This is a genomic window from Neisseria sp. P0022.S009 (assembly GCF_051956675.1).
GTDB lineage: Bacteria > Pseudomonadota > Gammaproteobacteria > Burkholderiales > Neisseriaceae > Neisseria.
Genome location: NZ_JBQCXE010000005.1, coordinates 145258 through 166452, shown reverse-complemented (window position 1 = coordinate 166452; position 21195 = coordinate 145258). Strand labels below are relative to the sequence as shown.

Genomic DNA, 21195 nt, shown 5'->3' with positions numbered 1-21195 from the left:
AAACACAGGCCTACTCTGTGTTATACTTCCACACGCTTAAGCAGCAAGGCTTAAACTCCCAATCACTCCTTAAAGCTCCCATCAAAGCGAGAATCTGAATTGTCTGTTCATTCCATGTTGCACTCAGGAAAATTTTGGCTGAAAACCCTGGTTTTCAGCATTACCGCGCTTTTATGCCTCGCGGCGGTATTGAGTGCCTTAATGTTCCGCATATTCAACACAGAAAACATCGACGCATTCATACAAAAAAACTTTTCCGCCCATGGCTGCCAAATCAAATACAACGCCACTATCGACAGAAAATGGCTGCCGCGCCCCACGCTGATTTTAAAAGACCTCAGCCTTTCCTCTTCCGAACCTGACACACCGACGCTGAACATCGCCGAATCCAAAATGGGCTTTGGTTGGAGCAGCCTATGGTCGGATACGCCCATAATTGAGAAATGGATTCTTTCAAACCCGACACTGACACTGGACTCAAAACACCATCTGCCCGCCTGCCTGCAACAAGACCCATCGTCAAAAGAAAGTTTTCAGCTCAACCGCATCATCATCAATAACGGCAGCATCCGTTATCACACTAAAGAGCAAAATATTGCCTTAAACAATCTGCAATTTTCCCTGCAGCAAGCCGATTCAGACGGCCATCCCTTCGACATCAGCGGCACACTGCAAAACATCGGCAATCCTATCAGTTGGCAGGGTGCAGGCTATCTGGTACCCAACAATGCCGGTTGGAGTGTTCCCGCCCTTAAGCTGAACCTGCAAACCGTATTACTCAAAAACAAGCTGGATGCCCAAATCGCAGGCAGCCTTAATTGGCAAAACCAAACCGCCCTACTCCGCGACTTCAATCTGCAAGCCGAAAGCGGCTTTCAAAACTTGCATATCAACGCACGTTCGCCCTTATTGCAATTCAAAAACGGCTATTTACACCTTAATACACTCAACGGCGCATTGACCGCCGGCAGCGAAAACAACCAATGGGACGGCTCATTCAAACTGGACAAAGCCAACCTCTACGCAACCGTTTTAACCGCCGCTAATTTTGAACTCAAAGGCAGCCATAAAAACGACCGCCTCCAAACCAACTTTACCTTTTCCAGCCCGTTGGTTTGGCAAAAAGGCAAAGGCATCGATGCGCCCAAACTGCACCTCAGCACCCTGCAAGACACCATCAACCGCCTTCCCCGTCCACGCTTCATCAGCACACTCGAAGGGCAGGCCAACTTCAGCCTGAATACATGGGAAGGCCGTCTGAAAGGCGCATTTGACAGACAAGCCCTCGCCTTGGCTTTTAAATACCAACGCGACGCCCAACCGCGTCCGCACCTTGACGCCGGTATCGCCTTACAAAAACTTAATCTGACCCCTTACTTAGAAGACCTGAAAACCCAGCCGTCACTCAGTCTTCCTTCCCTGCTGGCCAAATCCTGGCTGCCCGACATTGAGGCCAACCTCCAAATCGGCACCATTCAAACTGCCGGCCTGCAACTTGAAAACGTCGAATCCCTGCTTACCGCAGATAAAGAACATATCGCCCTGCACCGTTTCAAAGCCGGGCTTTATGGCGGCAAAACAGAAGGCGGACTGAGTATTGCGGCCACCGAACCCGCTTCCTACCACCTTCAGCAAAACGCAAAAGGCATACAAATTCAGCCGCTGCTGCAGGACTTGTTCGGCTTCCACAGCTTCAGCGGCAGCGGCGACGCCGTTATCGACATTCAAACTTCCGGTAACGACCGCGCGCAAATGATACAAGCCCTAAACGGCAGCCTGCTCCTCGATATTACCAACGGCGCATGGCACGGCATCGATATGGACAGCATTCTGAAAAACGGCATCTCTTCGGAAAAAATCGACAACAGCAACCTCAAAACCCCTTTCCATCATTTCATCCTTAATAGTGAAATCGAGAAAGGCATCAGCCATCATATCAACACCGAACTGTTTTCCGACAGCCTGCACGTTGTCAGCAGCGGCTATACCGATTTGAATACCCAAAAGCTGTCCGAAAACCTGCTTATCAGCAACGTACTGCAACCCAAAAACAAACCGTTTCCCCTCAAAATCGGCGGAACCGTACAAAACCCTTCCATTACCCTTGATTACAGCCGCTTGACCAATGGCATGAACACACCGGCAGAAAAACAAAAAGCCCTGCAAGAAACCATACAAGAACAATGGAAGTGGCTCAAACCGCGCTAAATTTTCAAATTAAAGGCCGTCTGAAACCCAAAAGTTTCAGACGGCCTTTTAACAGATGTATTGTCAGAATAAGATGTTTACTTAGGAATGACCATATACACAATCAGTGCAACAATGACGGCAGACCATACGGTCAACATTATCAAGCCTTCTTTGGAGAGTTTTCTTTTTCTCCAATCGAGCCTCAATATTTCTACCGTACCTTCAAACACTGCCCCAATCATTTCCATCACGATTTGAAGTATAAATTCCAATAGAAATGACATCTACAAGCCTAAACTCTCCCAAATCTCATCGATTTTGGCCGTAACGGCAGGGTCTTTTTTGATCACACGACCCCATTCGCGGTCGGTTTCGCCCGGCCACTTGTTGGTCGCATCCAAACCCATTTTGCCGCCGAGTCCGCTGACGGGGCTGGCGAAGTCGAGGTAGTCGATGGGCGTGTTTTCCATCAAAACGGTATCGCGTACGGGATCCATGCGCGTGGTGACTGCCCAGATGACTTCTTTCCAGTCGCGCACGTTCACATCGTCATCCACCACGATGATGAATTTGGTGTACATAAACTGGCGCAGGAACGACCAGCAGCCCATCATCACGCGCTTGGCGTGTCCGGCGTACTGTTTTTTCATGCTGACCACCGCCATGCGGTAGGAGCAGCCTTCGGGTGGCAGATAGAAATCGGTGATTTCGGGGAACTGCTTTTGCAAAAGCGGGACGAACACCTCGTTCAACGCCACGCCCAAAACAGCAGGCTCATCGGGTGGTTTGCCTGTGTAGGTAGAGTGGTAAATCGGGTTTTCACGCATGGTGATGCGTTCGACCGTAAACACAGGAAAATGGTCCTGCTCGTTGTAATAGCCCGTGTGGTCGCCGTATGGGCCTTCCAGCGCGGTTTCGTTTGGATGAATCACGCCTTCCAACACGATTTCAGCACGGGCAGGCACTTGCAAATCATTGCCGATACATTTTACCAGCTCCGTCCGCGAACCACGCAACAGTCCGGCAAATTGGTATTCGCTCAAGGTATCGGGTACAGGCGTTACCGCTCCGAGAATAGTGGCAGGGTCGCAACCGAGTACGACGGCGACAGGATACGGCGTATCGGGATTGAGTTTACGGAACTCCTGATAATCCAACGCGCCACCGCGATGCGACAGCCAGCGCATAATCAGTTTGTTTTTGCCGATTAATTGTTGGCGGTAAATACCGAGATTTTGGCGTTTTTTGTGTGGACCGCGCGTGACGGTCAAGCCCCACGTTACCAGCGGCGCAACGTCTTCCGGCCAGCAATGCTGAATCGGAAGTTTATACAAATCAACGTCTTCGCCTTCCCACACGATTTCCTGACACGGCGCATTTTTCACCACGTTCGGCGCCATGCTCCAAATATCTTTCAACAGCGGCAGTTTGGAAAACGCGTCTTTAATGCCTTTGGGCGGTTCGGGTTCTTTCAAATACGCCAGCGTCTGCCCGATTTCGCGCAGCTTGGACACACTGTCCGCACCCATGCCCAGCGCCACGCGTTCGGGCGTGCCGAACAGATTCGCCAACACGGGATAATCGTAGCGCGTACCGTCGGGCTTAATCGGGTTTTCAAACAGCAACGCCGGCCCCTCGGCGCGCAATACGCGGTCGGCGATTTCGGTCATTTCCAAATGCGGCGACACCGGATGCTGAATGCGCTTGAGTTTGCCATCAGCTTCCAATCCGGCGATAAATTCTCGCAAATCTCTGTATTTCATGATTTCATTTTCCTGAACAGGCCGTCTTAAAACAGACCGCCATTTCGGGTTTGAAAGATAAACCAGTGGCTATTGTACCTGCCAAATCCGTCTATATCCCAACTTTCCGCGTCCGAATTTCCATATTTTTTGCAAACTACCGTCAAATTTGAACAATATCTGCTTGTGATTGCTTTCAGACGGCCTTATCTTTGGTAGAATTCCAACTTAATCCAGTCATCAATCAATATCTATCGTGGGACGGCGGCCATGTTTGCATTTTTAGAATCTTTTTTCGTTGAATACGGCTATGCAGCCGTGTTTTTCGTTTTGGTTATTTGCGGCTTCGGCGTGCCGATTCCTGAAGATTTGACGCTGGTAACCGGCGGTGTGATTTCCGGCCTGGGTTATACCAACTCGCATATTATGTTTGCCGTCGGTATGCTCGGCGTATTGGTAGGTGACGGCTTTATGTTTGCGGCCGGCCGGATTTGGGGGCAAAAAATCCTTAAATTCAAACCAATTGCGCGCGTGATGACGCCCAAACGCTATGCCCAAGTACAGGAAAAATTCGACAAATACGGAAACTGGGTTTTATTCGTCGCCCGTTTCCTGCCCGGCCTGCGTACTGCAGTTTTCGTGACCGCAGGCATCAGCCGCAAGGTTTCCTACCTGCGCTTCATCCTGATGGACGGTTTGGCCGCGCTGATTTCCGTTCCGGTTTGGATTTATTTGGGTGAATACGGCGCACGCAATACCGACTGGCTGATGAAAAAAATGCACAGCCTGCAATCAGGTATCTTTATCGTACTGGGCATCGGCGCAGTCATTGTCGGTTGGATTTGGTGGAAAAAACACCGCCGCCACACCTTCTTCCGCGAGAAGCTGCACGAAAAACGCGCGGCAAAAGCCAAAAAACAAACCAATCAATAAATCATTCCAGGCCGTCTGAAACACTTCCCCTCTTTCAGACGGCCTTAATCATTCATCAGAAACACCATGAAACAAAAAATCTTCGTCCTCTACACCGGCGGCACCATTGGCATGACCCAAAGCAGCGCTGGCCTGCGTCCCGATACCGCTCTCGTCGATAAAGCCCTTACCCCCTTTTCAGACGGCCTTGATTTCGTATGGCACGTTTGTCAGCCGCTCATCGATTCTTCCGCGGTAACGCTGCAAAACCAACGCGACTGGTTGGAGCTTATTATCGCCAAGCTGCCTGACTATGACGGCATTTTGGTGTTGCACGGCACGGATACCATGGCATACACCGCCAACCTCTTCGCCCTCTCGCTGCAAGGTTTGGACAAACCCGTTATCCTGACCGGCTCGCAATGGCCTTACGATGCCGCCAACAGCGATGCGCCGCGCAACCTGGCCACCGCCGTTTCCGCTTTCTCGCTCAAGCTCAAACAAGTGGCGATTGCCTTTGACGGCAAGCTCTTCCCTGCCGTCGGCAGCAGCAAGGTCAGCACCGAGACCGCCGCAGGTTTCGACAACTTGCATTTTGGCGCGCTCGCCGAATGGGAGGAAAACAAAGGTTGGCACAATATCCGTACCGCCCCGACCCAACATTCAGACGGCCTCAAACCGCGTCTTCCAAATCCTGAAGCCAAAGTTTCCGTCCGCACGCTGATTCCCGGTTATGCCGCGCAAGAACTTTCAGACGGCCTGCCCCACCTTTACGCCCAAGCCCTGATTCTGCAAAGCTACGGCCACGGCAATGCGCCAAGCAACGATACATTTGTCCGAGCCGTCCAAGCCTTTACACAACAAGGCAAGTTGTTGCTCAACATCAGCCAAGTGCCGCAAGGTTGCGCCGCCGCCGTCTATGCCCAAGGCGATGCTTTGCGTCAGGCAGGCATCATCAACGGCGGCAAATGCAATCTTGAAACGGCCACCGCGCTGATGACCCTTGCCGTATCGCATGACTGGGATGCGGATAAGGTGCAACAAGAATTGAGACAATTAAATCTGCTGTAAACCGCCATTTAATATGACTTTCACCGACACCCACTGCCATCTTGCCGACCCCAAACTTGCCAGCACGCTGCCTACTGTGCTTGCCGAAGCGCAAGCCGCCGGTGTGGCGCGTTTTATTGTACCGGCTACGTCCCCAAAAGATTGGCACTCTGTTGCGCAGTTGGAAAGGCCGTCTGAAAACATCCATATTGCTTTGGGCATTCATCCGTGGTTTTCAGACGGCCTCAACGAAACGGCATTCCAAGAGTTAGAGAAAGAATTAATCCGGCATCCGCAAGCATGGGTTGGCGAAATCGGTTTGGATTTTTATGGAAAAGAGCAAACCCAAGCACAACGCAACACGCAGACTGACGTCTTTATCCGCCAACTTACCCTCGCCCAACACCTCAACCGCCGTGTCATCATTCATAATCTGAAAGCCACCGCCGCCATTGCCGCCGCCGTCAAAACCGCCGGTTTCACGCAAGGCGGTATCGTCCACGCCTTCTCCGGCAGCGTAGAAGAAGCGCGGATTTTGGTGAAACTCGGCTTCAAAATCGGCATAGGCTCGCTGCTGCTCAATCCCAATGCCAAAAAAGTCCGTGCCGCCTTACAAGCCTTAGACGACACGGATTTCGTTCTCGAAACCGACAGCCCCTTTATGTTCGGCCACGAAACCAATACCCCGGCCAACATCCGCCGTATCGCCGAAATTGCCGCCGAACTACGCGGCGTACCGCTGGCACAACTGGCCGAGATAACCGAGCAAAACGTGGATTCCCTGCTCCATACTTCCCCTTAATATGCCGGCCTCAAGGCATCAAAAAGCCTCGCCCGGCCGTTCCGTTTCCAAACCGACACACTCAGCCCTCCCTACCCCATGTTCATGAATAAAAAGCGATACAAGGCCGTCTGAAAAAATGTTTTTGGCACAAAATATCGTTCATTCCGTCATCTCGGCTTTTTAACACCGTATTTTCCTTTTGATTGATAAAAAGTATTACGCATATTATTGGGCAAACTTTTTATTTACGTTAAAATATGCTTTTTTTTGATAATAAGGCCGTCTGAAAAAGGCGGAAACTAATTATGACTGAACAACATACACACGCTTCCACCTGGAAGAGCAAAATCAATGCTCTCGGCCCGGGTATCATGATGGCTTCGGCGGCAGTCGGCGGTTCGCACCTGATTGCCTCCACGCAGGCAGGCGCACTTTACGGCTGGCAGCTTGCGCTGATTATTATTCTGACCAACCTGTTCAAATACCCGTTTTTCCGCTTCAGCGCACATTACACGCTGGACACAGGCAAAAGCCTGATTGAGGGCTATGCCGAAAAAAGCCGCGTTTATTTGTGGGTATTTTTGATTTTATGTATTGCATCGGCAACGATTAATGCCGGTGCAGTCGCCATCGTTACCGCCGCCATCGTCAAAATGGCGATCCCGTCGCTGACTTTCGATGCTGGCATGGTGTCCGTCATGATTATGGTTTCCTGCCTGCTGATTTTGGCAAGCGGCCGCTATAAAGCATTGGACAACGTTTCCAAAATCATCATCGTCAGCCTGACCATCGCCACCGTCGCCGCAGCCGCCGTGGCCATGTCTCGCGGCATGCAGATGAAACCCGACTTTATCGAGCCTACCCCATGGACACTGGCAGGCTTGGGCTTCCTCATCGCGCTGATGGGCTGGATGCCTGCGCCAATTGAAATTTCCGCCATCAACTCTTTGTGGGTTACTGAAAAACAACGCATCAACCCTTCCAGCTACCGCGACGGCATTTTTGACTTCAACGTCGGCTACATTACCAGCGCGATTTTGGCAGTCGTCTTCCTCGCCTTGGGTGCATATGTCCAATACGGCAACGGCGAAGAAGTGCAAATGGCGGGCGGCAAATATGTCGGCCAACTGATTAATATGTACGCCGTGACCATCGGCGACTGGTCGCGTCCACTGGTGGCATTTATCGCCTTTGCCTGTATGTACGGCACCACCATTACCGTAGTGGACGGCTACGCACGCGCGATTGCCGAACCGGTACGCCTGCTGCGCAGTAAAGACAAAACCGGTAACGTCGAGCTGTTTGCTTGGAACATTTGGGTCGCAGGCTCAGGCTTGGCCGTGATTTTCTGGTTCAACAGCGCAATGGCGGAGCTGCTCAAATTCGCCATGATTACCGCTTTCGTTGCCGCCCCTGTGTTCGCTTGGTTGAACTACCGCCTCGTCAAAAGCGACAAACGCCACAAATTGACCATGGGCATGAACTTCCTCGCCATTATCGGTTTGATTTATTTGACCGGCTTTACCGTTTTGTTCCTACTGAACCAAACAGGCATTTTGGCTGCGCCTAAATAAGCACATATGAAAAAAGGCCGTCTGAAACTTCAAAACAGGTTTCAGACGGCCTTTCCAATCCATCATATCTTTTTGAATTTTCATTCAAACCCATTATAATAACGCCTTATTTCGCCGTTGCAGACCACTCGACGGCATCCGTATTTTGGAAAATTTATGAAGCCGTCTATCTTAGAAAAACTACAACAACTCAGCGACCGACTGGAAGAAGTCACGCATTTGCTCGGACAGCCCGAAGCCACGTCCGATATGGACAACTACCGCAAGCTCACGCGCGAACACGCCGAATTGACGCCCGTGGTCGAAGTGTTTCAAAACTATCAACTGGCGCAAAGCGACTTGGCGGATGCCGAAGAAATGCTGTCCGATCCCGAAATGAAAGACTTTGCCGCCGAAGAAATCGAAGCGGCGAAAGCCAAAATCGACACACTCGATACCGAACTGCAAAAACTCTTGCTGCCCAAAGATGCCGACGACGACAAAAACATCTTCATCGAAGTGCGCGCCGGAACGGGCGGCGACGAAGCCGCGCTGTTTGCAGGCGATTTGCTGCGCATGTACAGCCGCTACGCCGAGCGCAACCGCTGGCAGGTCGAAATCGTTTCCGCCAACGAAAGCGAGTTGGGCGGCTATAAAGAAGTCATCACCCGCATCGTCGGTTTGGGTGCGTACAGCCGTCTGAAATTCGAATCCGGCGGCCACCGCGTGCAGCGCGTCCCCGCCACCGAAAGCCAAGGCCGTATCCACACCTCAGCCTGCACCGTCGCCGTCATGCCCGAAGCGGACGAACTCGAAGACATCGAGTTGAACCCGGCCGACCTGCGCATCGACACCTTCCGCGCATCCGGCGCGGGCGGTCAGCACATCAACAAAACCGACTCCGCCGTCCGCATCACCCACCTGCCCACCGGCATGGTGGTCGAATGCCAAGACGGCCGCAGCCAACACTCCAACAAGGCGCAGGCGATGAAAGTCCTCGCCGCCCGCTTAAACGACGCGCAAAAACGCGAAGCCCAAGCCAAAGAAGCCGCCGAACGCAAATCCCTCATCGGCAGCGGCGACCGCAGCGAGCGCATCCGTACCTACAACTACCCCCAAGGCCGCGTGACCGACCACCGTATCAACCTCACCTTGCACAAACTGGATTTTGTGATGGACGGCGACTTGGAAGAAATCACCAATGCCCTGATTGCCGAGCATCAAGCCGAGCTTTTGGCGGCAATGGGGGATTGATATTTGCCTCACTCTGATCATCATTACCAATATAAAAGCCGTCTGAAATGTAAATTTCAGACGGCTTTTATTTAAAAACAAACAAACCTATAAAACAGTATTTATTTTGAGATTTGCTCCAAGGTCTGGATCATCAATAATTTAAAAGACTGTTGTAAAGGTTCAGGAAGTTGTAAAAAAATCAGTTCGACCGGCATTTCTTCTAAATCCTTTAATGTATTGTTTTGCTGTCTTTCCAAGTATTCTGCTAGCAGAAAAATAGACGAAACACGGCATCCCAATGCATCAGCAAGATATTTTAAGATAGCCTCACTGTATCCTTGATTACCATTCTCAAGATTGGAGATATTACTTTTCGAAGTATTTGCAAAATCAGCAAGTTGCTGCTGTGTCCAACCTTTTTGTTTTCTCAAAAATCTAATTGCACGACTTATATTCATGCAAAAGATATTAGAGAGAAATAGATTCAATTGAAATTGTATTACTGTACTTCTTGACATAAAAATACTTAAATGCAATACTTCATACAGTTTTACTGTACTTTTCCATTTTTATGAAACTTTAAATCTTGAGGTGACCAAATGAAAATTAAACACTATCTCTTTGCTGGGATTTTACCAGTGATGTTATTAACTGGTTGTATGGGGGGCTTACCTTCATGCGGTTCAAGTGATGCAGAAGATTTGGTTAAAAAAATCATTAACCAACGCTCATTTCTTTTAGGTCAATTTGTTTCATTGGATGATGTGGAAGAAACTGCCGTTAATCATGATGCCGAAATAAGAGTATGTTCTGCCAAATTGACCACAACAAAAGGAAGTGAAAACATCACTTACTCAATCAAATGGCAGAATAAAGATAAAAGTAGTTTCTACTTAGAAATCAATTAAATATTAGGAGTGATACAAATGAAGGGACAAATTTTAGACTTTTCAATTCAAAACGGTGGTGGTCTGATCAACGGGGAGGATGGTAAGCGTTATCCATTTAAAAGCGAAGAATGGAAAGAACAAAACATTCCTACTCGAGGCATGAATGTTGATTTTGATATTAATGGAGATGGTCAGGCTATTGGTATTTACAAGGCACTAAATAGCAGTTCATCTAATAATGTCGTAAATGCATTCAATACTGTGGCGCAATCCAGAAATGAAAATGGACAATTATCACTGTTTGCCTTATTTTTGGAAACGCTATCTAAACGTTATGCACAATTTTCAGGGAGAGCATCCAAACGAGAATTTTGGGGATATACACTCTTTAGAATAATTGCAGATTTTTCCATTTTTATTGTCGCAATAATAATGTCTGAAATTAGCAGAAGTCTTGGAGATATTTTCTTCCTCCTATATTACCTATTTGCTCTAGCTGTAATTATTCCATCTTTATCTGTCGTTATTCGACGTCTCCATGATATAGGAAAATCAGGTTGGTGGTTTCTCATTATACTTATTCCTATTATTGGCCCAATCTGGCTAATTGTTTTGATGTGCCAACCATCCTTCAATGGGGATAATCAATGGGGTAGTATGCCTGAAAACTAACCTTCTAGAGTAAGGCCATCTGAAACAAAAATTTCAGATGGCCTTTCCCAATGAATTAATCAAACTTTGTCTTACTCATTTCTATTTTACTGATACTCTAATACTTCCAAAAATTATGACTTAACCTTCAATCACTGATCTCCATTTCTAAATTACCTGAATACCAGAATTTCCCCTATGAACAGTATATTTAAAATAGTGCGATCTTTTTTAAAATTAAAAAATATTTATTTTGAGTAAATATATAAACTGACACTTTTAGAGAAAATCATGATGCCCTGATTGCCGAGCATCAAGCCGAGCTTTTGGCAGCAATGGGGGATTGATGGATTTGGTCCATTGCGTTTATACTTTTCAGACGGCCTGATGACATATGTCAATATGGCTGTGTATATGTTATCCCAAAGTGATAAAATGCAGCACCAGCTGCGCCACAGCAACACCCTTCTACAATCACCGAAAGAGAGGACACAAAATGGCAAAAATCCTGATCGCACCGGTATCTACCGGCCTGAGCGCCGATGCAGCGGCAAAAGCATTTGCAGCGGCATTGAATGCACAAGTTTTCCAAGCCGTTGACTCTACTACAGAAGCCCTGTTGGCTCAAGGCAAGAGCGACGACTGGTTTGACGCACTTGTCGGTAAAGTTGCAGCATTGAACGCAGATAACCTCGTTATCGAAGGCATTACTCCTGATGCGGACAAATTGTTCTTGGCAGGCAAAAACGTCGAATTGGCGCTGTCTTTGGACGCAGGCGTTGTATTGGCGCTGAAATCCGACAACACCGATGCAGCCGCCATCGCCCAACAATTAAACCTCGCCAAACAGCTCTACACCAATTCCCCCGGCGTATTGGAAGGTTTCATCATTGACGGCGTAGCCGCCGCTTTAGGCGCACAAGTTGCCGAGCAAACCGGCCTGACTTTCTTCGGCTCCAGCGACAAGTTGCAAGACGTATCCGCTTTGGCCAAACGCGAAGCCAAACGCCTGTCTCCTGCCCAATTCCGTTACAACCTGATCGATTTCGCACAAAAAGCCAATATGCGCATCGTTCTGCCTGAAGGCGCCGAACCGCGCACCGTCGCCGCCGCCGCCATCTGTCACGAAAAAGGCATCGCCCGTTGCGTACTGTTGGCGACCCGCGAAGAAGTTGAAGCCGTAGCGAAAGAGCGCGGCATTTCCCTGCCTGATTCTTTGGAAATCATTGATCCTGCTTCTTTGGTTGAGCAATACGTCGAGCCTATGTGTGAATTGCGCAAATCCAAAGGCCTGACTCCGGAAGATGCCCGCAAACAGCTGCAAGATACCGTCGTACTGGGCACCATGATGATGGCTCAAAACGACGTGGACGGTTTGGTTTCCGGTGCAGTCCACACCACTGCCAACACCATCCGCCCTGCCCTGCAACTGATTAAAACCGCTCCTGGTGCAAGCCTCGTATCCAGCGTATTCTTCATGTTACTGCCTAACCAAGTATTGGCATTTGCCGACTGCGCGGTTAATCCGAACCCAACACCGGAACAACTGGCCGACATCGCCATCCAATCTGCCGACAGCGCCAAAGCTTTCGGTATCGATCCGAAAGTGGCCATGATTTCCTACTCCACCATCAACTCAGGCAGCGGCCCTGATGTCGATGCCGTGATCGAAGCAACCAAACTGGCGAAAGAGAAACGCCCTGATTTAGCTATCGAAGGTCCGTTGCAATACGATGCAGCTACCGTTCCATCTATCGGCAAATCCAAAGCTCCGGGCAGCGCTGTTGCCGGTCAAGCAACCGTTTTGGTTTTCCCAGACCTCAATACCGGCAACTGTACTTACAAAGCCGTACAACGCAGCGCCAACGTCCTGAGCGTAGGCCCGTTGCTGCAAGGCTTGCGTAAACCGGTTAACGACTTGTCCCGCGGCGCATTGATTGAAGACATCGTCTTCACCATCGCCCTGACTGCCGTTCAAGCCAAACAAATGCAAGGCTGATTGACAAGCTGATGCTTTGAAATCAAAGGCCGTCTGAAACCGATGTTTCAGACGGCCTTTCGTATCTTTGCGCCAACTATATTATAATTCGCCATTATTTTCTGAAAGACTGCCCCGATGACTGCCTACCAGCAACAACTAGCCGACAAAAAGCAATATCTTCAGCAACTTTTCCAAGGACTGGATTTTCCAGAAATCGAAGTCTTTGAATCTCCGGAACAGCATTACAGAATGCGTGCCGAGTTCCGCATCTGGCATGAAGGCGGCGAAATGTTTTACGCCATGTTTGAACGCGGGCAAAAGGCAAGCGGGGCAAGCCTGATCCGTTGCGACCAATTTCCTGCCGCGTCCGAATCCATCAATGCCTTGATGCCGAAACTGATTGAAGCCGCATCCAATCATCCCGAGCTGAAAAACCGCTGGTACGCCGTCGAATTTTTATCCACTTTAGGCGGTGAAATGCTAGTGACCATGATTTACCACAAGAAGCTGAACGAAGTATGGCAACAAGCCGCGCAAGAGCTGGCGCACAATTTGGGCATTCATATCATCGGCCGCAGCCGCGGACAAAAAATCGTATTGAGCCAAGATTTTGTGACCGAAGCATTGACAGTCAACGGCAAGACCTTCCGCTATCGTCAAATCGAAGGCAGCTTTACCCAACCCAATGCCCAAGTGTGCCAAAAAATGCTGACGTGGGCGTGTGATGCCGCGCAAAACTTAGGCAAAGACATGCTTGAGCTGTACTGCGGCAACGGCAATTTCACCCTGCCGCTTTCGCAACATTTCAATCAAGTGTTGGCGACCGAAGTTTCCAAAACTTCCGTCAATGCCGCCCAGTGGAATATTGAAGCCAACCAAATTACCAATCTCAAAATCACCCGCCTGTCTGCGGAAGAGTTTACCGAGGCCTACACGCAAAACCGTGAATTCCGCCGTCTGCAAGAACAAGGCATCGACTTGAAAGACTATGATTTTTCAACTATTTTCGTTGATCCTCCGCGCGCTGGTGTCGATGATGAGACGCTCAAATTGGTTGCCCGATTCGACAACGTTCTCTATATTTCCTGCAATCCTGAGACCCTGCGCGCCAACCTCGACACGCTCTGTCAAACCCATACCATCGAACGCGCCGCCCTGTTCGACCAATTCCCATTTACCCACCATATCGAAAGCGGCGTTTGGTTGAAGAAAAAATAAAACCATACAAAAAGGCCGTCTGAATGTTCAGACGGCCTTTAATTAACAGCATATTAAGCGATTTTCAAATCAATCCGCTTCCAAAACCACTTTCATGACTTGGTTTTCAGCAGCGTGTTTGAATACATCGTAAGCTTTTTCCAATTCGCTGAATTTGAAATGGTGGGTCATCATTTTGGTGTAATCCACTGAGCTGCTGGAAATGGCTTTCATCAGCATTTCGGTGGTATTGGCGTTAACCAGGCCGGTAGTAATGGCAAGGTTTTTAATCCACAGTTTTTCCAGTTTGAAATCAACGGATTGACCATGTACACCAACCACAGCAATATGACCGCCGGGTTTCACGATGTCTTGGCACATATTCCAAGTCGCAGGGATACCGACTGCTTCGATGGCGCAATCTACGCCGTCTTCGCCGACGATAGCGGCAACTTGTTTGCTTACGTCGCCGGAAGTCGGGCTGATGGTATGGGTTGCGCCCAATTCTTTCGCCAGTTTCAAACGGTTTTCGTCCATATCGCAAACAATGATGGCGGCAGGGCTATACAGTTGCGCAGTCAACAACGCAGACATACCAACAGGGCCTGCACCTGCGATGAATACGGTATCGCCGGGTTTCACATCACCGTATTGCACGCCGATTTCGTGGGCGGTCGGCAAGGCATCGCTCAACAGCAAGGCAACTTCTTCATTGACGTTGTCAGGCAGCGGAACCAAGCTGTTGTCGGCATAAGGCGTACGGACGTATTCGGCCTGAGTACCGTCAATCATATAGCCCAAGATCCAACCGCCGTTGCGGCAGTGTGAATAAAGTTGGATTTTACAGTTGTCGCAAGTACAGCATTTGCTGACACATGAAATAATGACTTTATCACCGACTTTGATGTTTTTTACAGCATCGCCGACTTCTTCTACAATACCGATGCCCTCATGACCGAGAATGCGACCGTCGGCAACTTCAGGGTTTTTACCCTTCCAAATACCCAAGTCAGTACCGCAAATCGTGGTTTTAACGATTTTGACGACTGCATCGGTCGGATCGATAATTTGAGGGCGGGGTTTTTCTTCAAAACGGATGTCGTTTGCGCCGTGATAAACCATTGCTTTCATGTGAATCTCCTTGAGCGGTTAATAAATTTTAACAATACAGCGTAAATCCACGTTAACTATATTTATATACCCCTCTACCAGATAAGTCAATCCTGATTATTATTTTGCATATTATACCGTAACATACTGTTTTGAAAATAAATAATTAAAAAGTAAATATTAATGGACACACCTACATCCTTTGCACGACAACTCATCGATTGGCAGCGGCAGCATGGCCGTCACGACTTGCCTTGGCAGGTCAAAGACCCTTATTCCGTCTGGCTTTCAGAAATCATGCTCCAACAAACGCAGGTTGCTACCGTATTGGACTACTATCCGCGTTTCTTAGCCAAATTCCCAACCGTACAATCGCTTGCCGCCGCACCGCAAGACGAGGTTTTATCCTTGTGGGCAGGCTTGGGCTATTACAGCCGCGCACGCAACCTGCACAAAGCCGCGCAACAAGTCGTCGGACAATTCGGCGGCATCTTTCCTTCCGAACGCAAAGACTTGGAAACGCTCTGCGGCGTAGGCAGAAGTACCGCCGCCGCCATTTCTGCCTTTGCTTTCAACCGACGAGAAACCATCTTGGACGGCAACGTCAAACGCGTTCTCTGCCGTGTCTTTGCCCAAGACGGCAATCCGCAAGACAAAAAATTTGAAAACTCGCTCTGGACACTTGCCGAAAGCCTGCTGCCGTCTAAAAACACCGATATGCCTGCCTATACACAAGGGCTGATGGATTTGGGCGCAACCGTCTGCAAACGGACAAAACCTTTTTGCCATCAATGCCCTATGGCAGACATCTGCGAAGCAAGAAAACAAAACCGCATTGACGAACTGCCCCGCAAAAAAACTGCTCCCGAAGTGCAAACCCTACCGCTTTATTGGCTGATTATTTATAACACTGACGGCGCATTATTGCTTGAAAAACGCCCTGCCAAAGGTATTTGGGGCGGTCTGTATTGCGTACCCTGTTTTGAAAAATTAGACGATTTGTATGCTTACGCCGAACGCTTCGGCATTGTTTCAGACGGCCTTGAAGAACAAACCACGTTTACCCACCGCCTGACCCACCGCTTATTGATGATTACCCCTTTTCAGACGCAACAAAGGCCGTCTGAACATCTTTCAGACGGCCTTTGGGTATCAGCGGAACATTTGGAGGATTATGGTTTGCCCAAACCTTTAATCAAATATTTGGCTAAAGGCTAAACCACCCTATTCCACAATCTCTTTAAATACAACTTCTTTCCCGCCGCGAATCAATACGGCAAAACCATCGCCAATCTGCCAACGCGAGCTTGGATTGGCGTACTCTACTCCCTGACTGCGCAAGCGGACTTGAACCAGTTTCTCAACCGTATTGCCTTCATGCAGCTCAACCATCATCGGGCTGTGGCTGTTGATATAAATTGCGGTAATCGTCCGACCTTGTGCGGATTGATAACGGACAGAATACGTCTGCGCCTGTGCAATGACCGGTAACGGCGCATCAGGGCGCACGGCCTTATACGAGCCGCACGCAGCGCACAAACTCAGGCACAAGGCGCAGATGATTTTGTTCAACATAGGCATAGATCAGTAATGGTGATGCGGAATCTCGCCATCAAGCCGGTAGTAAGTGCTGCAATACGGGCATTCAATCTCGCTGTTGGACTGAATCGGCAAGAACACGCGCGGATGGCCGTTCCATGTTTCATGATTAGGGCCGGAGCAATGCAGCGGCAAATCCTGCGGCTTGATGACTACAACGTTTTTTTCAGATTGTGTACTCATGGTTTGGTTCCTCACTATGTTTTCTTATCTTCTAATATTGTAAAGCAAAACGGCCGCTAGGTTCAGACTGAAAACATTATATAATCACTTTTTTCAGACGGCCTTTGATGATGACCACCCTGCTTAGCATTCAAGATTTCGACACTTCCGATTCCGCTTCATTTCTTTATACACTCAGCGCAGCCTATTTGGACCACACCGAACAGGCAGGCGACGAGGAAATGTCCGGCCTCAATGACGAACAGCATACATTAACCGCGCTCTGCTATCTCGACAGCCAAGTTCAAGAAGGCGGCTTCGTACAGCTTATCGCTTCAGGATACGGAGAATACATCTTCTGCAACCCGGTTGCCGACAGCCTGCGCCGCTGGCGCATCAAACCGATACCGAAAATCCTAGACAAAGCCAAAGCACTGTACGAAAAACACGGCGAAGCTATTGAAAAAATGGCAGACGAACAAAGGGATTTCGACGAAATCCGCAAAGCTTTTCCCGATTTTGAAGAACTTGATGGCGATTATTATGACGTTGCCGACGAAGACTTGGAAACCGCAGCAGCCTACGTTCAGGCAAATTGGGATAAATTTGCAAAACTGTCAGACTGAAACCTAAAACTTTGCCGGTTTGAATCATCCGTTCAAACCGGCAAAATTATAAGTGCATCACATTAACGTTTGTTTTTCTGATAAATCGGCATTACTTCAGGCAACATTTTGCGGATTGCATTGATACGCGCCTGATTAGTCGGGTGGGTCGACAAAATAGACAATGAGCTGCCGCCCTGTACTTTGTTCATTTTTTCCCACACGCTTACCGCAGCCTCAGGGTTGTAGCCTGCTTCAGCCATCAAACGCACACCGCCGGCATCCGCTTCGCTTTCCTGATGACGCGAGAACGGTTTGGTTGCCAACAAATCTGCACCCAAGCCGACCAAATCGCCATCCACACCGGTTGAGCTGGCCAAAATCGAACCGCCCAAGCCGGTCAATACTTGTCCGCCCAAAGCTTTTTTGCTGTGTTCTAATAAAGCATGGGTCATTTCATGGCCGACAACGGCAGCAATTTCATCATCCGTCAGCTTCAATTTTTCTACGATACCGGTGTACACAGCCATTTTACCGCCCGGCATCGCCCAAGCGTTCATTTCATTGCTGCGGATAACGTTCATCTGCCAATTGAAAGGCACACCGGTTTTGTTGGCACGTTCAGCATGAGGACGCAGGCGCGCAAACACGCGTTGAACGCGTTGAGCAGTTGGCGATGAAACATCCAAGGCTTTTTGACCACGCGCTTTTTGAATGACTTGTGAGTAACTTTTAGCTGCGTCTTCATTTAAAGTCGCGGTATCGTAGCCAACCATATCCGCTACGGAAGTACAGCCGGTCAACGCCAAAATCACGCCCATGCCGGCCCAATATTTTTTATTCCATTTTTTCAACATGTTTTCTCTCTGTGTTTTAAAATTAATGTAACGACATTGTAACCAAATTTAATACATTTGACACAAAAGGCCGTCTGAACGGTTTCAGACGGCCTTTAAGCGTAATATTTAAGAACGGCGCTGCAACATCCAAGACTCAATCTTACGCGCATCATTTACGCGGGTTGTAGAAGACGGAGAGTTGAGCAATACGATGGTAATCGGCTGATTCTGTACATTGGCCTTAACTACCATAGAACGTCCGGCTTCACGGATATAGCCGGTTTTCTGCAATTCGATATTCCAGCTGCCCTCACGCACCAAGGCGTTGGAGTTTTTATAGTTTTGGCGGCCATTTGCCGTCAACACCGAGCCGTAATTTGAAGTCGAATTTTTACGGATCAGCGGATATTTGCTGGCTGCCGCAACCATACGGTTCAAATCGCGTGCAGTGGAAACATTTTGGAAATTCAAACCGGTAGGCTCATAGAAACGGCTGCTGGTCATACCCAGGCTTTGCGCTTTGGCATTCATGGCCGCAACAAACGCACTCATACCGCCCGGATAGGTACGGCCCAATGCATGAGTGGCACGGTTTTCACTGCTCATCAGGCTCAGGTGCAACAGTTCGCCGCGTGTCAGTGTCGTGCCGATGCTCAAACGGCTGCCCGTACCTTTCAGACGGTCGATTTCAGCCTCGGTAATCGTGATAGGCTCGTTCATATCCAGATGCGCATCCAAAACCACCATCGCACTCATCAATTTGGAAATAGAGGCAATCGGCATGACACGATCAGGGTTTTTCTGATACAGCACTTCACCGGTTTTATTATTGAAAATCAAAGCCGATTGCGAAGACAGCAGAGGACCTGCCAAAGCGGCTTGAGCTTCGACTTGGTCGGCATGACTCAACGCAAAAGCTTCCATCGGGTCATTTTGCACTGGGAAATTTTGCTCCAAAAATTGTCCCAATACATCCATATCATCGGCAACGGCAGGCGCAGAAGCAAAGGCCAATGCCACACCTGTCCATACCATTCCTAAAGTTTTATAGAATTTCATATCTGCCAATTCAAAAAAATACATTTAATTCAACATTCTGTTAAATTTTTCGGCAATTGTAAAGCGAGTTGAGAAAACTTTGCGTTTGTTTGCGAGATATTCAAATCCAGTGCCCTCATCTGTTTCTCAGACGATACGGCGCGATACCTGCTCTGATTTGAAAAAACACAAGATAGTCATTATACTTAGGCACCTTTGTCAGAGGCATTCCCTCAATCCGGCAATACGCCCGAAATATCTGTTTCACCTTTACAACACAGCCTCCATACAACCATACGAAGAAATTATTATGTCTGAAGAAAAACGCACCTGTTCATTCTGCGGAAAGTCTGAAAACGACGTTAAAAATCTGATTGAAGGCGAACACGCCTTCATCTGCAACGAATGCGTGGAAACTTGCGGCCTGATGCTGCAAGACAACGAGTCCGGCGAGATTGAAAACGAATTTGCCAAAGTAAAAGAAGAAAATGCCGAGAAAAAACTGCCTACCCCTGCCGAAATCGTTGCCAACCTCAACGACCACGTTATCGGCCAGGAACACGCAAAAAAAGCGTTGGCAGTATCGGTTTACAACCACTACAAACGCCTGCGCCATCCAAAAGCAGACGGCAAGGTTGAATTGTCCAAATCCAACATCCTGCTTATCGGCCCTACCGGCTCAGGTAAAACCCTGTTGGCGCAATCTTTGGCGCGCAAACTAGACGTCCCTTTTGTCATGGCAGATGCCACAACTTTGACCGAAGCCGGTTATGTCGGTGAAGACGTCGAGCAAATCATCACCAAACTTTTGGGCAAATGTGATTTTGACGTTGAGAAAGCCCAGCGCGGCATCGTCTATATCGATGAAATCGATAAAATCTCACGCAAAAGCGACAATCCGTCCATCACGCGCGACGTATCCGGCGAAGGCGTGCAACAAGCCTTGCTGAAACTGATTGAAGGCACTGTAGCCAGCGTTCCTCCTCAAGGCGGCCGCAAACATCCGAACCAAGAATTCATCAATGTTGATACCACCAACATCCTCTTTATCTGCGGCGGCGCATTTGCCGGCTTGGAAAAAGTCATCCGCCAACGTACTGAAAAAGGCGGTATCGGCTTTGGTGCGGCGGTACACAGCAAAGATGAAAACGCCGATATTTCAGCCCTGTTTGAAACCGTCGAGCCTGAAGACTTGATTAAATTCGGTTTGATTCCCGAGTTGATCGGCCGTCTGCCCGTGATTGCCACATTAGCGGAATTGGACGAAGATGCTTTGGTCAATATCTTGACCGAACCGAAAAACGCCTTGGTCAAACAATATCAAACCTTGTTTGAAATGGAAGATGTCAGCCTTGAGTTTGAAGAAGACGCTTTGCGCAGCATCGCCAAACTGGCAATGGAACGCAAAACCGGTGCGCGCGGCCTGCGCTCTATCGTCGAACGCTGCCTCTTGGACACCATGTATGCCCTGCCAGATTTGAAAGACGTCGCCAAAGTCGTCATCAATAAAGAAGTGGTGGAAAAAGGCGATCAGCCAAAACTTTTCCGAAAAGACGGCAGCGAATACAAACAGTAAAACTGATTCTTTGAGGAAAAAGACGTGTAACCGTACACGTCTTTTTTTGAATTAAACCATGTTACCGAACAATTCCATAT

The 21195-nt window shown here is 48.8% G+C and carries 20 protein-coding genes; 13 read left to right on the top strand and 7 right to left on the bottom strand.

From position 1 onward, the window contains the following. Positions 1 to 114 precede the first annotated feature (114 nt). Positions 115 to 2208, top strand: coding sequence for an AsmA family protein (locus ACTHUG_RS08505; protein ID WP_440385621.1), 2094 nt, complete (start codon positions 115 to 117; stop codon positions 2206 to 2208). A 266-nt stretch (positions 2209 to 2474) separates the two neighbouring features. Here the strand turns inward: ACTHUG_RS08505 and ubiD are convergent, their stop codons facing one another. Continuing rightward, positions 2475 to 3953, bottom strand: a complete 1479-nt coding sequence (ubiD, locus tag ACTHUG_RS08500; protein ID WP_295862701.1) for a 4-hydroxy-3-polyprenylbenzoate decarboxylase — start codon at positions 3951 to 3953, stop codon at positions 2475 to 2477. A gap of 249 nt (positions 3954 to 4202) precedes the next feature. Here ubiD and ACTHUG_RS08495 point away from each other — a divergent pair, with 249 nt between their 5' ends. The 5 genes from ACTHUG_RS08495 to prfA all read left to right on the top strand — a co-directional run bounded on the left by ACTHUG_RS08495 (position 4203) and on the right by prfA (position 9485). Beyond that, on the top strand, positions 4203 to 4865 hold the full coding sequence (locus ACTHUG_RS08495) for a DedA family protein (protein WP_036491712.1): 663 nt from the start codon (positions 4203 to 4205) through the stop codon (positions 4863 to 4865). Positions 4866 to 4931: 66 nt separating this feature from the next. Next, positions 4932 to 5915: an asparaginase gene (locus tag ACTHUG_RS08490; RefSeq protein ID WP_440385620.1), complete on the top strand. Its 984-nt coding sequence runs from the start codon at positions 4932 to 4934 to the stop codon at positions 5913 to 5915. A 13-nt stretch (positions 5916 to 5928) separates the two neighbouring features. Further along, positions 5929 to 6696 carry a TatD family hydrolase gene (locus tag ACTHUG_RS08485; RefSeq protein ID WP_440385619.1) on the top strand — a complete coding sequence of 256 codons (768 nt, stop codon included), beginning with the start codon at positions 5929 to 5931 and terminating at the stop codon, positions 6694 to 6696. Positions 6697 to 6983: 287 nt separating this feature from the next. After that, entirely contained in the window at positions 6984 to 8252 is a 1269-nt protein-coding gene (locus ACTHUG_RS08480; protein WP_440385618.1) for an Nramp family divalent metal transporter, read from the top strand. A 156-nt stretch (positions 8253 to 8408) separates the two neighbouring features. Continuing rightward, the gene (gene prfA, locus ACTHUG_RS08475; RefSeq protein WP_440385617.1) at positions 8409 to 9485 is read left to right on the top strand and encodes a peptide chain release factor 1; all 1077 of its coding nucleotides are present in this window, start codon (positions 8409 to 8411) and stop codon (positions 9483 to 9485) included. Positions 9486 to 9586: 101 nt separating this feature from the next. Here the strand turns inward: prfA and ACTHUG_RS08470 are convergent, their stop codons facing one another. Further along, complete coding sequence (locus ACTHUG_RS08470) at positions 9587 to 9898, bottom strand: helix-turn-helix domain-containing protein (RefSeq protein WP_003745796.1); 312 nt, start codon at positions 9896 to 9898, stop codon at positions 9587 to 9589. 168 nt (positions 9899 to 10066) lie between these two features. Between ACTHUG_RS08470 and ACTHUG_RS08465 the strand changes: the two genes are divergently transcribed. The 4 genes from ACTHUG_RS08465 to trmA all read left to right on the top strand — a co-directional run bounded on the left by ACTHUG_RS08465 (position 10067) and on the right by trmA (position 14207). After that, the gene (locus tag ACTHUG_RS08465) at positions 10067 to 10375 is read left to right on the top strand and encodes a hypothetical protein (RefSeq protein WP_003745794.1); all 309 of its coding nucleotides are present in this window, start codon (positions 10067 to 10069) and stop codon (positions 10373 to 10375) included. A gap of 18 nt (positions 10376 to 10393) precedes the next feature. Further along, on the top strand, positions 10394 to 11029 hold the full coding sequence (locus ACTHUG_RS08460; RefSeq protein ID WP_004519377.1) for a DUF805 domain-containing protein: 636 nt from the start codon (positions 10394 to 10396) through the stop codon (positions 11027 to 11029). 475 nt (positions 11030 to 11504) lie between these two features. Continuing rightward, positions 11505 to 13007, top strand: coding sequence for a phosphate acetyltransferase (gene pta / locus ACTHUG_RS08455; RefSeq protein WP_440385616.1), 1503 nt, complete (start codon positions 11505 to 11507; stop codon positions 13005 to 13007). Positions 13008 to 13124: 117 nt separating this feature from the next. After that, positions 13125 to 14207, top strand: coding sequence for a tRNA (uridine(54)-C5)-methyltransferase TrmA (gene trmA / locus ACTHUG_RS08450; RefSeq protein ID WP_440385615.1), 1083 nt, complete (start codon positions 13125 to 13127; stop codon positions 14205 to 14207). A 69-nt stretch (positions 14208 to 14276) separates the two neighbouring features. On the opposite strand, the gene ACTHUG_RS08445 is transcribed toward trmA, so the two are convergent. Then, positions 14277 to 15317, bottom strand: a complete 1041-nt coding sequence (locus ACTHUG_RS08445; RefSeq protein ID WP_440385614.1) for a zinc-dependent alcohol dehydrogenase family protein — start codon at positions 15315 to 15317, stop codon at positions 14277 to 14279. A gap of 162 nt (positions 15318 to 15479) precedes the next feature. Between ACTHUG_RS08445 and mutY the strand changes: the two genes are divergently transcribed. Next, positions 15480 to 16514, top strand: coding sequence for an A/G-specific adenine glycosylase (mutY, locus tag ACTHUG_RS08440; protein ID WP_440385613.1), 1035 nt, complete (start codon positions 15480 to 15482; stop codon positions 16512 to 16514). A gap of 6 nt (positions 16515 to 16520) precedes the next feature. Here the strand turns inward: mutY and ACTHUG_RS08435 are convergent, their stop codons facing one another. Both ACTHUG_RS08435 and ACTHUG_RS08430 read right to left on the bottom strand, forming a co-directional pair. Further along, positions 16521 to 16877, bottom strand: coding sequence for a hypothetical protein (locus tag ACTHUG_RS08435; RefSeq protein WP_070823323.1), 357 nt, complete (start codon positions 16875 to 16877; stop codon positions 16521 to 16523). A 3-nt stretch (positions 16878 to 16880) separates the two neighbouring features. Next, entirely contained in the window at positions 16881 to 17078 is a 198-nt protein-coding gene (locus ACTHUG_RS08430; protein ID WP_036491686.1) for a zinc-finger domain-containing protein, read from the bottom strand. 110 nt (positions 17079 to 17188) lie between these two features. Here ACTHUG_RS08430 and ACTHUG_RS08425 point away from each other — a divergent pair, with 110 nt between their 5' ends. After that, positions 17189 to 17683 (top strand): DMP19 family protein, encoded by a 495-nt coding sequence (locus ACTHUG_RS08425; RefSeq protein ID WP_070823395.1) that lies wholly within the window; start codon positions 17189 to 17191, stop codon positions 17681 to 17683. A 62-nt stretch (positions 17684 to 17745) separates the two neighbouring features. On the opposite strand, the gene ACTHUG_RS08420 is transcribed toward ACTHUG_RS08425, so the two are convergent. Both ACTHUG_RS08420 and ACTHUG_RS08415 read right to left on the bottom strand, forming a co-directional pair. Continuing rightward, positions 17746 to 18519: a M48 family metallopeptidase gene (locus ACTHUG_RS08420; protein ID WP_070823319.1), complete on the bottom strand. Its 774-nt coding sequence runs from the start codon at positions 18517 to 18519 to the stop codon at positions 17746 to 17748. 108 nt (positions 18520 to 18627) lie between these two features. Continuing rightward, positions 18628 to 19536, bottom strand: coding sequence for a serine hydrolase (locus tag ACTHUG_RS08415; RefSeq protein WP_410505886.1), 909 nt, complete (start codon positions 19534 to 19536; stop codon positions 18628 to 18630). A gap of 313 nt (positions 19537 to 19849) precedes the next feature. On the opposite strand from ACTHUG_RS08415, the gene clpX reads away from it, so the two are divergent. Continuing rightward, the gene (gene clpX, locus ACTHUG_RS08410) at positions 19850 to 21115 is read left to right on the top strand and encodes an ATP-dependent Clp protease ATP-binding subunit ClpX (protein ID WP_440385612.1); all 1266 of its coding nucleotides are present in this window, start codon (positions 19850 to 19852) and stop codon (positions 21113 to 21115) included. The last annotated feature ends 80 nt before the right edge of the window (positions 21116 to 21195 follow it).

Excerpts from the sequence above, each read along its gene's own strand:
- ACTHUG_RS08505 (WP_440385621.1), top strand. The coding sequence starts at position 115 with ATGTTGCACTCAGGAAAATTTTGGCTGAAAACCCTGGTTTTCAGCATT.
- ACTHUG_RS08490 (WP_440385620.1), top strand. The coding sequence starts at position 4,932 with ATGAAACAAAAAATCTTCGTCCTCTACACCGGCGGCACCATTGGCATG.
- mutY (WP_440385613.1), top strand. The coding sequence starts at position 15,480 with ATGGACACACCTACATCCTTTGCACGACAACTCATCGATTGGCAGCGG.
- trmA (WP_440385615.1), top strand. The coding sequence starts at position 13,125 with ATGACTGCCTACCAGCAACAACTAGCCGACAAAAAGCAATATCTTCAG.
- ubiD (WP_295862701.1), bottom strand. The coding sequence starts at position 3,953 with ATGAAATACAGAGATTTGCGAGAATTTATCGCCGGATTGGAAGCTGAT.
- ACTHUG_RS08425 (WP_070823395.1), top strand. The coding sequence starts at position 17,189 with ATGACCACCCTGCTTAGCATTCAAGATTTCGACACTTCCGATTCCGCT.
- clpX (WP_440385612.1), top strand. The coding sequence starts at position 19,850 with ATGTCTGAAGAAAAACGCACCTGTTCATTCTGCGGAAAGTCTGAAAAC.
- ACTHUG_RS08495 (WP_036491712.1), top strand. The coding sequence starts at position 4,203 with ATGTTTGCATTTTTAGAATCTTTTTTCGTTGAATACGGCTATGCAGCC.
- ACTHUG_RS08460 (WP_004519377.1), top strand. The coding sequence starts at position 10,394 with ATGAAGGGACAAATTTTAGACTTTTCAATTCAAAACGGTGGTGGTCTG.
- prfA (WP_440385617.1), top strand. The coding sequence starts at position 8,409 with ATGAAGCCGTCTATCTTAGAAAAACTACAACAACTCAGCGACCGACTG.
- ACTHUG_RS08480 (WP_440385618.1), top strand. The coding sequence starts at position 6,984 with ATGACTGAACAACATACACACGCTTCCACCTGGAAGAGCAAAATCAAT.
- ACTHUG_RS08415 (WP_410505886.1), bottom strand. The coding sequence starts at position 19,536 with ATGGTATGGACAGGTGTGGCATTGGCCTTTGCTTCTGCGCCTGCCGTT.
- ACTHUG_RS08420 (WP_070823319.1), bottom strand. The coding sequence starts at position 18,519 with ATGTTGAAAAAATGGAATAAAAAATATTGGGCCGGCATGGGCGTGATT.
- ACTHUG_RS08435 (WP_070823323.1), bottom strand. The coding sequence starts at position 16,877 with ATGCCTATGTTGAACAAAATCATCTGCGCCTTGTGCCTGAGTTTGTGC.
- ACTHUG_RS08445 (WP_440385614.1), bottom strand. The coding sequence starts at position 15,317 with ATGAAAGCAATGGTTTATCACGGCGCAAACGACATCCGTTTTGAAGAA.
- ACTHUG_RS08485 (WP_440385619.1), top strand. The coding sequence starts at position 5,929 with ATGACTTTCACCGACACCCACTGCCATCTTGCCGACCCCAAACTTGCC.
- pta (WP_440385616.1), top strand. The coding sequence starts at position 11,505 with ATGGCAAAAATCCTGATCGCACCGGTATCTACCGGCCTGAGCGCCGAT.
- ACTHUG_RS08430 (WP_036491686.1), bottom strand. The coding sequence starts at position 17,078 with ATGAGTACACAATCTGAAAAAAACGTTGTAGTCATCAAGCCGCAGGAT.
- ACTHUG_RS08465 (WP_003745794.1), top strand. The coding sequence starts at position 10,067 with ATGAAAATTAAACACTATCTCTTTGCTGGGATTTTACCAGTGATGTTA.